Source organism: Nocardia nova NBRC 15556 (assembly GCF_001613005.1).
Lineage (GTDB): Bacteria > Actinomycetota > Actinomycetes > Mycobacteriales > Mycobacteriaceae > Nocardia > Nocardia nova.
This window is the reverse complement of sequence record NZ_BDBN01000036.1, coordinates 63,043-76,180: the sequence shown is the minus strand read 5'-3', so window position 1 is coordinate 76,180 and position 13,138 is coordinate 63,043. Positions and strand designations below refer to the sequence as shown.

Here is a 13,138-nt window from a genome sequence, read left to right as displayed (position 1 = left end):
GCCGTTTGTCATGCTGGGCCCGCAGACTCGACCGAAAGGCAGCCATGAGCGAGTACGAGACGATCACCTTCGAGCGGACCGGCCCCGTCGCCCGGATCACCCTGAACCGGCCGAAGGCCGCCAACGGTATCGACCACGTCCTCGGCCGGGAACTGGCCGATATCGCGGGACAGTGCGTGGACGATCCGGCGCTGAAGGTCGTCGTGCTGACCGGTGCGGGCAGGTTCTTCTCCGCCGGTGGCGACCTCAAGGCGATGGCTGCCCAGGGCGGCGGCGCCGGCCACTACGTCAAGGGACTGGCCGACGACCTGCACGAGGCCCTCTCGTCGTTCGCCCGGATGGACGCCCTGCTCGTCGTGGCGGTCAACGGTGTGGCCGCGGGCGCCGGCTTCAGCTTGGCGATGGCCGGTGATCTGGTCCTCGCGGGCGAATCGGCGGCATTCACCATGGCCTACACCCGGGCCGGACTGAGTCCGGACGGCGGTGCCTCCTACTATCTGCCCCGCTTGATCGGCCTGCGCCGCACGCAGGAGCTCATGTTCACCAACCGCACCCTGACCGCGGCCGAGGCGCTGGACTGGAATCTCGTGCATCGCGTGGTGCCGGATGCCGAACTCGCGTCCGCCGTGGACGAAGTGGTCGCGGAATTCGCGGCCGGGCCCCGGCATTCGAATGCCAGCGTCAAGAAGCTGCTGCTGGTGAGCTCCTCGCACACGCTCGAGGAGCAGACCGCACGCGAGGCGGCGTTCATCTCGGCCTGTGCCGATTCGCCCGACGGCACCGAGGGCATCGCGGCATTCCTCGGCAAGCGCGCCCCCGCCTTCGAGTGAGGGCCTGACCGTCGCCGCGAGCGAGCCCGGTCGTGGGCCACTAGGGTGGGGTGCCATGTTCTCCGCGCCCGGCTTCGCACGCGGGTGGGTCCCGGCGCGGTCGCCTCGTCGGCCGGGCGACGGGCACGAAGACCGTGGCGACGGACCCCCGGACCGCAACGATCGCGGGAGCGCTCCTCTCGGCGCCGTTGCGCAGGTCGCCTCGTCCGGCACCCGATACCAGCCGAGGGAGGTTGCCCCGGTCGGCTCCCCCGCCGTGGACCACGCTGGATCGGCGCCCGCGCTGCGCGTCGTTTCCGCCGGTCTCCGCACGGTGATCCGTCGTCCCGTTCTGCTGGTGGCGGTGTTGCTGATCCTCGCGCAGCTCGGGTTGCGCGGCTGGGTGGCCGGGCGCGGCTATTTCTACTGGGACGACCTCATTCTGGTGGGCCGCGCCGATCGCTATCCGCTCTGGTCCGCCGATCTGCTGCTCTACGACCACGACGGCCATTTCATGCCCCTGGCCTTCGCGACCGCGTGGGTGGTGACCCGCATCGCGCCGCTGCAGTGGGCCGGGCCGGTGGTGACCATGGTGCTGCTGCAGCTCGCGGCCTCGGTCGCGGTGCTGCGCATGTTGCTGGTGCTTCTTCCACGGCGAGCCGGAGCCCTGCGCTGGGCCGTGCTGATTCCGTTGATCGGCTATCTGTTCAGTCCGCTGACCCTTCCGGCATTCGCCTGGTGGGCGGCCTCGCTCAACGCGCTGCCGCTGCAGTTCGCGCTGGCCTGGGTGATCGCGGATGCGGTGCTGCTGGTGCGCACGGGACGCGGACGCTATGCGATCTCCGGTCTGCTGGTGCTGATCGTGGGACTGTTGTTCTTCGAGAAGGCAGTGGTGGTGCCGTTCGTCGCCTTCGCCGTCGCGGTGCTGGAGCGCTATATCGTCGGCGCCCGCACCGTCGGTGCCGCGCATACCGATGAGGCAGAGCCAACGGGTGATCATGCCGGTCCGAGTGCCTGGGCGGCGGTTCGCGACGTGACGCGCGCCGGAGCGGCGCTGTGGGCCGGTTCGGCGTTGATTCTCGCGGGCTGGGCCGCGGCCTATCTCACCGTCGCCGACCACATCGCGGTGGACACCAGCCTGGCCGGGGCACGGCGACTGCTCCACAGCGCCATCTCCCTGGGGATCGTCCCGACCCTGCTCGGCGGGCCGTGGGTGTGGGCGCGCTGGCTGCCGTCGACACCGTGGGCCACGCCCCCGGGGTGGACCGTCGTGCTCGCCTGGCTGATCCTCGCCGCGGTGGTGCTGGTGACGCTGCGACTGCGCCGCCGAGTGCTGCCGGTGTGGGTCCTGGTCGCAGGATACGTTCTGGTCGTTCAGCTTCCGATCGTGCTGATCCGCGGCGGGCCGAACACCGCCGCCGAACTCATGCAGTCGCTGCGCTATCTGGCCGATGTCGCCGTGGTGCTGGCGGCGGCGATCGCGCTGCTGCTTGCCGCCCGTCCCCGCCGCCCTCGTTCGGAGAGTCGCGTGGCCGGATCGCGGTTCGCGGCGATCGGGCTGACCGCGGCGTTCGTGGTCAGCAGCGTGTGCACGACCGTATCGTTCGCCCGGTCGTGGGAGATCTCGCCGACGCGCACCTACCTCACGAATGCCCGTGCCGCACTGGCGGATCGCCACGGCGCCCCGCTGCTGGAGCAGGAGGTGCCGTGGGGGGTGCTGACGCCGATGACCTATCCGCAGAACCTCATCGCGCAGGTGCTCGGGCCGATCGCCGGCCCCGGGGCGTTCGGTGTCGCCACGCCGCAGCTGCGGATGCTCACCGACGACGGGACGCTGGTGGACGCGTCGGTGTGGTGGAACCGCCGGATTCTGGCGGGCCCCGAACCCGGCTGCGGATATCGCGTCGACGGCGCCGAACCGGTGGCCCTGTGGCTCGACGGGCCGATGCTGGACCACGGCTGGACCGCGCAGATCAACTATTTCGCCAACCGCGACGGCCGGATCACCGTGGCGCTCGAGCACGGCGACGTCGTGGTGGCGCCGGTGCAAGCAGGCGTGCACACCGTCTTCGTCCATCTCGTCGGTGGCGGTGAGATCGTGCGAATCGGCTCGCGCACACCGGGTTTGGACGTGTGTATCGGGGTGGGACCGGTGGGCGTGGCGGCATTCGGCCGCTGACTGCCATAGCCGTGGGGCATCGCTCCCCCTATGCTCGGACGCATGCAGTTCCAGGCGATGGTTGCGCACGAGACCGACGACGGCGTGGTACTGGCCCGCGAGGAGGTGGGCGAGGATTTCCTCGGGCCGGGCACGGTGACGATCAAGGTGCACTATTCGAGTGCGAACTTCAAGGACGGGCTGGCCATCACCCCGCGCGGCGGTGTGGTGCGCAATTACCCGATCATTCCCGGTATCGACCTGACCGGCGAGGTGGTCGCCTCCGAGGACGCCGCCTTCACGGTGGGTGATCTCGTGATCGCGCACGGGTACGAGATCGGCGTCGCGCACAACGGCGGCTTCGCCGAATACGCGCGCGTGCCCGCCGAATGGGTGGTCAAGCTGGAGGGGCTGAGCCCGCGTGAGGCAGCGGCCCTCGGCACCGCGGGATTCACCGCGGCCATGAGTGTGCAGGCACTGCTCGATCGCGGCCTGAATCCCGGTGACGGACCGGTGCTGGTGACCGGCGCGACCGGCGGCGTCGGCAGTGTCGCGGTGGACATCCTGTCCGGCCTCGGCTACGAGGTCACCGCCTCCACCGGGAAGACCGATGCCGGCGAGTTGCTGTCCACCCTCGGCGCGGCCGCGGTGATCGGCCGTCTGCCCGAGGATCCGGATGCCAAGCCTCGTCCGCTGGGTAAGGCGCAGTGGGCCGGCGCGGTCGACAGCGTCGGCGGAAAATCGCTGGCCCACATCCTCAGCACCGTCCGCTACGGCGGGTCGGTGGCGGTCAGCGGGCTCACCGGTGGGACCGAACTTCCCACCACCGTCATGCCGTTCATCCTGCGCGGGGTCAGTCTCCTCGGCATCGATTCGGTGAACTTCCCGATCGAGCAGCGGCGCGCGCTGTGGGCCCGGCTCGGCAAGGACCTGAAGCCCCGGCATCTGTCGACGCTGGAGCATGTGGCGCCGATCACCGAGGCGGAAGCGGTACTGCACGCCATTCGCAGCGGTCACCACTCCGGGCGCACCGTCCTCGCGGTGGCCGGCGAATTCTGATCGAGCGGGCGGGCGTCCGGATCGGACGTTCGCCGCTCGCTCACCTCAATTTTGTACTGATCTATCCAAAATGTGCTAGCGTGAGCTCATGGCACGACCCAAGCAGTTCGACGAGCCGGGCGCGGTGGAAGCGGCCATGCGAGCCTTCTGGAGCGCCGGTTACGAGGGCACGTCCACCCAAGACCTCTGCGCGGCCACCGGTTTGGGCCGCTCGAGTATCTACAACACCTTCACCAGTAAGCACGATCTGTTCGAGCGGGCGCTGCGGCGGTACATGGAGACCAAGAATGCGGACACGTTCGCCTTGCTCGACGGTCCCGGCTCGGTGCGCGACAAGATCGAGGCGCTGCTGTGGCGGGTGGTGGATGCACCCGACGACGATCCATTGGGATGTCTGGTCGTGAATACGACGGTGGAGATGGGCCCCCGTGACCCCGAGGTCGCCGCTATGCTGCGTGCCGACCTCGACCGTCGGATGTCCGCCCTGGTCGGCGTGATTCGTGCCGGACAGGCGTCGGATGAGATCGACGGGCGCGCCGATCCGTCCGATCTGGCCCAATTCGTCGTCGCCACCATCGGCGGTATGAGAGTCGCGGCGCGCGGCGGCGCCTCCCGGGACACGTTGGCCGGTATCGCCGAAGTCGCCCTGCGCTGTCTCTGATCGACCCACCGGCCCGGCCGTCACTCGCGTTCGCGCACACCTTCGTTTTGAACTGAATGATCCAAAATAGGAAGGAAACGGAATGCCCTCGGCGGTATACATAGTCGGCCTGGCGATCTTCGCGCAGGGCACGTCGGAGATGATGCTGTCCGGCCTGCTCACGGGAATGGCCGCCGATCTCGGCGTGACCGTTCCGCAGGCCGGACTGCTGATCTCGGCCTTCGCCGTCGGCATGCTGGTGGGCGCGCCGATTCTGGCCGTCGTCACGGCGCGCTGGTCGCGGCGAACCGCTCTGCTCGCGTTTCTCGCCGTCTTCGTCGCCACCCACGTCGTCGCGGCGCTGACCTCCGACTACGGCGTGCTTGTCGGCACGCGCGTCGTCGGTGCCTTCGTCTACGCGGGTTTCTGGTCGGTGGCCTCGGCAACGGCGGTCGGGATGGTGCCGCCGACGGCTCGTGGGCGTGCGATGAGCGTCGTCGCGGGCGGGCTCACCATCGCGACCATTCTCGGCTTACCCGCGGGCACCTTCATCGGTCAGCATCTGGGCTGGCGGGCGGCGTTCTGGACCGTGGCGGCCGGATGTGCGCTGGTGATGGTCGCGGTGGCGATCGCGGTGCCCGGACAACGCGCCGAGCAGGCACCGCCGGTGCGAAAAGAATTGCGCGCCTTGACAACCCGACCGGTGGCACTGCTGTACGGCACCACCGTGACGGCCACCGCCGCGCTGCTGGTCACCTTCGGCTACCTCGGCGCGCTGCTCACCGAGACGACCGGGATCGGCGAGAACTGGGTACCGGTGGTGCTGGGGATCTACGGGCTCGGCTCCTTCGCCGGCATCGCGATCGGCGGACGCACCGCGGATGCCCATCCACTCCGCAGCCTCACCGTCGGCATCTCGGGCCTGGTCCTGGCCTCCGCGGTGCTGGCGCTCACCGCGCACTACTGGCCGGCGGTCGCCGTGGCGTCGTTCCTGCTGGGCGCCTTCGGTTTCGGAACCAATCCGGTGTTGAACAGCCGGGTCTTCACCCTGGCCCCGGCCGCCGGAACACTCGGCGCGGCCGGCAATGTGATGGCGTTCAACGTCGGCATCACACTCGGCCCGTGGCTGGGCGGACTCGTCATCGGCGCCGGCGCGGACTACTCGGCGGTGGCCTGGATCGGCGCGGGGCTGGGCGTGCTCGCGCTGGGCCTGGTCGGGCTGAGCCGGACCGCGGGCGGAGGTGCGAACCGCACCTCCGCGCTGATCCCTTATGCCGCAGCAACTTCCGTATCGTCGGCGAACTGGGTGCGGTAGAGCTCTGCGTATCTTCCCTCTTCGGCGAGCAGTTGCGCATGACTGCCCCGCTCGACGATCCGGCCGTCCTCGATCACCAGGATCTCGTCCGCATTCCGGATGGTCGACAGCCGGTGCGCGATGACCAGGGCGGTCCGCCCTTCCAGCGCCTCGGTCAGGGCCTCCTGCACCGCGGCCTCGGAGGTGGAATCCAGGGAGGCGGTGGCCTCGTCGAGGATGACGACCCGCGGCTGTTTGAGCAGCAGCCGGGCGATGGTCAACCGCTGGCGTTCGCCGCCGGACAACCGGTATCCGCGTTCGCCGACCACGGTGTCCAAACCGTCGGGCAGCGCGTCGATCACCGTGCGCAACCGTGCCCGCTCCAGTGCATCCCACAACTCCGCCTCGCTCGCCTCGGGCCGGGCGAGCAACAGATTGGCGCGAATGCTGTCGTGGAACAGGTGGCCGTCCTGGGTGACGAGTCCGACCGTGTCCTGAATCGAGCGCGTGCTCAGCTCCCGCACGTCGACACCGTTGAGCTTCACCGCGCCGTCGTCGACGTCGTAGAGCCGCGAAACCAGTTGCGCGATGGTCGATTTGCCCGCACCCGAGGATCCGACCAGGGCGATCATCCGCCCCGGCTCGGCCTGCAGCGAAATATCGTGCAGCACCTCGCTGCCGCCGCGATGGTCGAGCGTCGAGACATCCTCCAGCGACGCCAGCGAGACCTTGTCGGCCGACGGATAACCGAAACGCACGCGGTCGAATTCGACCGACACCGGTCCCGCCGGAACCGCCACCGCATTCGGCGCATCCTGGATCAGCGGCTTCAGGTCGAGAATCTCGAAGACCCGCTCGAAGCTCACCAGCGCCGACATGATGTCCACCCGAGCGCTGGCCAGCGCCGTCAGCGGGGTGTAGAGCCGGGTCAGCAGCAGCGAGAGCGCGACCACCGCACCGGCATCGAGTTGTCCGCGCAGGGCGTACCAGCCGCCGAGGCCGTAGACCAACGCCACGGCGAGCGCGGATACCAGCGTCAACGCGGTGACGAACACCGTCTGCAGCATCGCCGTCCGCACGCCGATATCGCGTACCCGCCCGGCGCGCACCGCGAATTCCGCGGACTCCTGATCCGGGCGTCCGAACAGTTTCACCAGCGTGGCGCCGGGAGCCGAGAACCGCTCGGTCATCTGGGTGCTCATCGAGGCGTTGAGCTGGGCGGCTTCGCGCTGGATGCTCGCGATCCGGGTGCCCATCTTGCGGGCGGGAAACATGAACAGCGGCAACAGGATCAGTGCCAGCAGGGTGATCTGCCAGGACAGCCGCACCATCACCACCACGGTCAACAGCAGCGTCACGATGTTGGTGACCACGCCGGACAGGGTCGTGCTGAACGCGCGCTGGGCGCCGATCACGTCGTTGTTGAGCCGGCTGACCAGCGCCCCGGTGCGGGTGCGGGTGAAGAAGGCGACGGGCATCTTCTGCACGTGGTCGAACACCGCGGTGCGCAGATCGAGAATCAACCCCTCCCCGATCCGCGCGGACAGCCACCTGATCACGATGCCCAGGCCCGCGTCCAGCACGGCCACCAGCGCGATCACCGCCGCGAGGGTGAGGACCGAGCGCGGCGCGGCATGGCCCACGATGTCGTTGACCACTCGCCCGGCCAGCACCGGGTTGGCCACCGTGAGCAACGCCGACGCGATGCTGAAGACCAGGAAGCCGATGAGCTGAGCCCGATGCGGGCGCGCGAATCGCAGAATGCGCGCGGCCGTCTCCCGGCGCAGACCACGCCGCTGCTGAGGTGCGTGCGCCTGCCGGTACAGCTGACTCCACGCGACCGATTCGATGCTCATCCGCATCTCCTTCCGCTGCCGGGTTCATTGAACTCCGGGCCACCGACATTAAGACCTCAACAAAGGTTGAGAGCAAGTAGTCCCGGTTCGCCACGGGCGAAACGCGCCGGGCGACGGGCGCTGCGGCGCTGCGCTCGGCCGCGGTCCGTCCGCCTCCTAAGGTCGACATCATGTCGTCGAACCACAGCATGCGAGCGATTCAGTACGAGCGAGTGGGTGGACCCGAGGTGCTGACGCAGGTGGAGGTGCCGATTCCGGACCCCGCCGGAGAGCAGGTGCGGGTGGCGATCCGGGCCGCCGGCGTCAATCCGGCCGATTGGAAGATGCGCGCCGGCCTGATGCCCGGTCCGCCCGGATTCCCGCGCCGCGCCGGATTCGAGATCGCGGGCGTGGTCGACGCCGCCGGCCCCGACGCCCGGTTCCGGCCGGGTGACGAGGTGCTGGGCTGGGCACAGGGTGGCGGCTACGCGGAGTACGCCCTGGGCACCCAGCTCGTCGCCAAACCGGCGGAGTTGTCCTTCCCCGAGGCCGCGGCGATCCCGGTCGCCGCCAATACGGCCGGTACCGGACTGGACGAACTGGCCGTGAAGTCGGGCGAGACGGTGGTGGTGAACGGCGCCTCGGGCGCGGTCGGCGCGTTCGTGGTGCAGCTGGCCCGGGCGCGCGGGGCCACGGTCGTCGGCACCGCCTCGGCCGCCAATCAGGAGGTCGTGCGCACGCTGGGTGCGGTGCCGACCACCTACGGTCCCGGCGTCGCCGACCGCGTGCGCGAGCTGGCACCGCACGGGGTCGACGCGGTCTACGACTGTGCCGGTCACGGATTCCTGGACGCCGCAATCGAATTGCGGGGCGGAACCGATCGGATCATCACCATCGCCGACGGCGCCGCCGCCGACAAGGGCGTCACCTTCTTCGCCCGCACCGGCGGCCCCGCCCTCGATATCGTGGCCCGCGTCGCGCAGCTCGTCGCCGCGGGGGAATTCCGCCTGCCCGGCGCCGCACGAACGTACCCCATGTCCGAGGCCGCCGCCGCCCAGCGCGACAGCGAAACCGGGCACGGACTCGGCAAAATCGTCCTGCTCCCGTAGCCGCTCCGGAGAACTTCGCGTTCTACGCTGGCGATATGACCGACTCCTGGGTGCGGGCCTTGCGGGACCGGATCGACGGCGAGGTCGACGACGATGCCCGACGCCGCGCGGAGTATTCCTCGGACGCCTCGAACTACCGCGTCCTCCCGGCGGCGGTGATCTACCCGCGCGGGGACGAGGATGTGGCCACGTCCGTGCGGTTCGCCCGCGAGGAAGGCAGGCCGATCACCGCGCGCGGTGGCGGAACCTCCGTGGCGGGCAATGCGATCGGGCCCGGACTGGTCCTCGACTTCAGCCGGTACATGAACGCCGTACTGTCGATCGACGCCGACCGTCGCTGCGCCCGGGTGCAGCCGGGGGTCGTGCTGTCCGGCCTGCAACAGGCCGCCGGGCGGCACGGCCTGCGACTGGGCCCCGACCCGTCGACGCAGAACCGCTGCACGCTCGGCGGCATGATCGGTAACAATGCCTGCGGCCCCCGCGCGGTGGCCTGGGGGCGCACCTCCGATACCGTGCGTGAGCTGCGCATTCTCGACGGCACCGGCGCCGAGCGCGGCCTGGGCACCGATCTGTCGGTGGTGGCGGGGCTGGCCGAGTTCACCCGTCGCAATCTGGCGACGCTGCGCACCGAGCTGGGCCGGTTCGACCGGCAGGCCTCGGGATACGGACTGCAGCACCTGACTCCCGAACGTGGCGCGTCGATCGCCAAGGCATTCGTCGGGTCCGAGGGCACCTGCGGCCTCGTGCTCGACGCGACCGTCGATCTGGTCCCGTTGCCCAGCGCGACCGCGGTCGCGATCCTCGGATATCCCGATATGCCCGCCGCCGCCGACGACGTGAAAGCCGTCATGGCGGGCCGGCCGATCGCGGTCGAGGGCTTGGACGCCCGCCTGGTGGATGTCGTGCGCGCGCACGGACGCCCGGTACCCGAACTACCCGCCGGCGGTGCGTGGCTGTTCGTCGAATTCGCCGGGGACACCGCGGAATCCGCCTACGAGAGTGCGGCCGCGGTCACCACCGCCTGCGCCGCACTCGACACCCGGATCGTCACCGACGAGCGAACCGCTGCCCGGCTGTGGCGGATTCGCGCCGACGGCGCCGGCCTCGCCGGGCGCACACCCGCGGGCGAACCGGCCTGGCCGGGCTGGGAGGACGCCGCGGTCCCGCCCGAACGGCTCGGTGACTACCTTCGCGATTTCGATCGGCTGATGCGTGATCACCGGGTGGACGGCCTGCTGTACGGGCACATCGGTGACGGGTGCATCCACGTCCGGCTGGATCTCCCGATCGCCCGTGCGCCACAACGGTTCCGCGACTTCCTGTTCGACGCCACCGATCTGGTGGTGCGCTACGGCGGATCGGCCTCCGGTGAACACGGGGACGGCCGCGCCCGTTCGGAACTGCTGTCGCGCATGTACTCACCGGACGCCTTGCGTGTATTCGCCGAATTCAAAGGGCTTTTCGATCCGGACGCGATCCTGAACCCCGGCGTTCTGGTCCGCCCCGCACCGGTCGATACCGGTCTGCGTCTGCCCGGGGTGCGCCCGGTCCCGGATGCGGGCGGTTTCGCATTCACCGCCGACGGCGATATCGGCACGGCGGTACACCGCTGCGTCGGGGTCGGAAAATGTCGCGCCGACACTCGCGCGACCGGCGGTTTCATGTGCCCGTCCTACCTCGCCACCGCGGACGAGAAGGACAGCACCAGGGGCCGGGCGCGCGTGTTGCAGGAGGTGGTCCGAGGCGCGCTCGACTGGCGCGACGAGGCGGTCGCGCAGTCGCTGGACCTGTGCCTGTCGTGCCGGGCCTGCTCCTCCGACTGCCCGGCCGGTGTCGATATGGCGACCTACAAATCCGAGACGCTGTATCGCGCGTACCGGGGACGGCCGCGCCCGATCGACCACTATGTGCTCGGCCGGTTGCCGCAGTGGCTGGCGGTGGGCACCAGGATGCCCCGAACCGTGAACGCGCTCACCGGCATTCCATGGTTGCGGCGGGCGGGTATGCGCGTGGCCGGAATGGATCCGCGGCGTCCCGCGCCGCGACTGGCGCCGCGCTCGTTCCGCAGCGGGTGGGCGGACCGCGGAAGCGACCGGCATCCGGACGGCCCGGTGGCGATGCTGTGGATCGACAGCTTCACCGATGCCTTCGCACCGGAAATCGGCTGGGCCGCAGTGGAACTCGTGGAATCGGCCGGATACCGGGTCCGTATCCCGGAGCGCCGGGTGTGCTGTGGCCTCACCTGGATCAGCACCGGCCAGCTCGACGGGGCGCGACAGCGATTGCGAGCCGCCCTGGACGCACTCGACGACCACGTTCGACAGGGCGGCCCGGTGATCGGCCTGGAGCCCTCGTGCACGGCGGCGCTGCGAGCGGATCTCCCGCAGTTGCTACCCGACGATCCGCGCGCGGCGAGTACCGCCCGGGCCGTGCGCACCCTCGCCGAATTCCTGACGGAGCAACCGGATTGGCAGCCACCGGACCGATCGGGCGAGCCGGTGGTGCTGCAGCCGCATTGTCATCAGCATGCCGTGACAGGGTTCGACGCCGATCGGCGGCTATTGCGGCGAATGGGGGCCGAGATCACCGAAATCAGTGGATGCTGTGGACTTGCCGGGAACTTCGGAATGCAATCCGGGCATTACGAGATTTCCGTCGCGGTAGCGGAGGGCGGGTTACTCCCGGCATTACATGCGGCCGATCCGGAGACGCCCTTCCTGGCGGACGGATTCTCGTGCCGCACCCAGGCCGATCACCTGGCCGGGCGCCGGGGCCGTCACCTCGCGCAATATCTGACTGATCGATGATTCAGATGGCGGGAGGTCGCGCCGGTGATTCACCGCGCACGCCCGCCGCGCCGAGTGGCGGCGGGCGAGGGCGGTGCCGGGATCAGCTACCGAACGGCAGGGTGCCCGGAGGGATCTGGTAGCCCGAGCTACCGGCGGATACTCCGCCCCACGCGCTGAGCAGCCAATTCAGAATGTTGGTAAGCATGGATACCTCCGTTGTGGCATTGCCGAATGATTGCTGTTGAACCATTCTTCGGCGAAATCGGCGCGCTTAATCATATCGTTACATGCTTCCCCGAATCCGTGACCCGCGCCATAGGAATACCTGGGAGTTTCCTCGAGACGCGGCTGCCCGGCGGCCGGTTCGGCCCCGACCCCGCGGGTCCCGCCCGGTCGGCCTCCGGCACGGCGCACAATGAGTCGGTGCGAGGACGAAGCAGGCCGATGATCGACTCTCCCCGATCCGGGGTGATCGCCGGACGGCACAGTCCCTCCCGAACGACCCACGACCCCGCTCGCGCCGAGAGCGACGGGGCGGCCCGCACCGTCACCACATCGCGGCCGATAGCCCTCGCACATACTCTCGCCCCGCTGCGCCGGGGTCAGGGCGACCCGTGCCACCGCGTCACTCCCGACGGCGCCCACTGGCGAGCGTCGCGCATGGCCAGCGGCCCGGTGACCTATCGCCTCGTCCAGGCCGAATCGAATGTCGTGGCGGCACGGGCCTGGGGTCCGGGTGCGGCGGAATTTCTCGAGCACCTGCCCCGCATGCTGTGCGTCGACGAGGAGCTCGACGACTTCGCCCCCGAACATCCCCGCATCGCCGAGGCGCACCGGCGTCATCCCGGCCTGCACATGCTCCGCACCGGACTCGTCTTCGAGGCCTTGGTGCCGGCCGTGCTCGAGCAGCGGGTGCACACCGTCACCGCTCGCGGCTCGTATCGAAAGCTGGTGTGGCAGTATGGCGAACCGGCGCCCGGACCCACGCCCGCGCCGATGCGGGTGCCGCCGTCGGCGCAGACCTGGCGCTACATCCCCTCCTGGGTCTATCACCGCGCCAACGTCGATCCGCAGCGTTCGCGCACGATCGTCACCGCCGCCCGGATGGCCGAGAAGCTGGAAGTCGCCGCGACGATGACGCCGCAGCAGGCCGCCGAGCGGCTGTGCACCGTGCCGGGGATCGGAGTGTGGACGGCCGCGGAGATCGCGCAGCGAGCCCTGGGCGACGCCGATGCGCTGTCGGTCGGTGATTTCCATCTGGCCGCGATCGTCGGCTGGACGCTGCTGGGCCGCCCGCTCGACGACGAGGGCATGGTCGACTACCTCGAACCGCTACGCCCGCACCGCTATCGGGCGATCCGGCTGCTCGAGATATCGGGGCAGGCGCGCAAGCCGGCGTTCGGCCCGCGGACTCCCCTGGTCGACCACAGCCGGATCTGAGCGGA

The 13,138-nt window shown here is 69.8% G+C and carries 9 protein-coding genes; 8 read left to right on the top strand and 1 reads right to left on the bottom strand.

Translation table 11 applies throughout. From position 1 onward, the window contains the following. Positions 1-44: 44 nt before the first annotated feature. The 5 genes from NN2_RS15810 to NN2_RS15790 all read left to right on the top strand — a co-directional run bounded on the left by NN2_RS15810 (position 45) and on the right by NN2_RS15790 (position 5,981). Positions 45-830: an enoyl-CoA hydratase/isomerase family protein gene (locus NN2_RS15810; protein ID WP_063014378.1), complete on the top strand. Its 786-nt coding sequence runs from the start codon at positions 45-47 to the stop codon at positions 828-830. 313 nt (positions 831-1,143) lie between these two features. After that, entirely contained in the window at positions 1,144-2,988 is a 1,845-nt protein-coding gene (locus NN2_RS15805; protein WP_245658725.1) for a hypothetical protein, read from the top strand. Positions 2,989-3,030: 42 nt separating this feature from the next. After that, positions 3,031-4,026, top strand: coding sequence for an oxidoreductase (locus NN2_RS15800; RefSeq protein ID WP_063014420.1), 996 nt, complete (start codon positions 3,031-3,033; stop codon positions 4,024-4,026). A gap of 88 nt (positions 4,027-4,114) precedes the next feature. After that, on the top strand, positions 4,115-4,687 hold the full coding sequence (locus NN2_RS15795) for a TetR/AcrR family transcriptional regulator (RefSeq protein WP_063014376.1): 573 nt from the start codon (positions 4,115-4,117) through the stop codon (positions 4,685-4,687). Positions 4,688-4,769: 82 nt separating this feature from the next. Continuing rightward, positions 4,770-5,981, top strand: a complete 1,212-nt coding sequence (locus NN2_RS15790; RefSeq protein ID WP_063910773.1) for a Cmx/CmrA family chloramphenicol efflux MFS transporter — start codon at positions 4,770-4,772, stop codon at positions 5,979-5,981. Here NN2_RS15790 and NN2_RS15785 read toward each other — a convergent pair. Beyond that, positions 5,936-7,816, bottom strand: a complete 1,881-nt coding sequence (locus tag NN2_RS15785; protein WP_063014418.1) for an ABC transporter ATP-binding protein — start codon at positions 7,814-7,816, stop codon at positions 5,936-5,938. The genes NN2_RS15790 and NN2_RS15785 overlap by 46 nt on opposite strands. Positions 7,817-7,986: 170 nt before the next feature. Here NN2_RS15785 and NN2_RS15780 point away from each other — a divergent pair, with 170 nt between their 5' ends. The 3 genes from NN2_RS15780 to NN2_RS15770 all read left to right on the top strand — a co-directional run bounded on the left by NN2_RS15780 (position 7,987) and on the right by NN2_RS15770 (position 13,133). Further along, positions 7,987-8,904 carry an NADP-dependent oxidoreductase gene (locus NN2_RS15780; RefSeq protein WP_245658722.1) on the top strand — a complete coding sequence of 306 codons (918 nt, stop codon included), beginning with the start codon at positions 7,987-7,989 and terminating at the stop codon, positions 8,902-8,904. 35 nt (positions 8,905-8,939) lie between these two features. Continuing rightward, positions 8,940-11,711 (top strand): FAD-binding and (Fe-S)-binding domain-containing protein, encoded by a 2,772-nt coding sequence (locus tag NN2_RS15775; RefSeq protein ID WP_063014374.1) that lies wholly within the window; start codon positions 8,940-8,942, stop codon positions 11,709-11,711. 426 nt (positions 11,712-12,137) lie between these two features. Next, the gene (locus NN2_RS15770) at positions 12,138-13,133 is read left to right on the top strand and encodes a DNA-3-methyladenine glycosylase family protein (protein ID WP_245658720.1); all 996 of its coding nucleotides are present in this window, start codon (positions 12,138-12,140) and stop codon (positions 13,131-13,133) included. Positions 13,134-13,138: the final 5 nt, after the last annotated feature.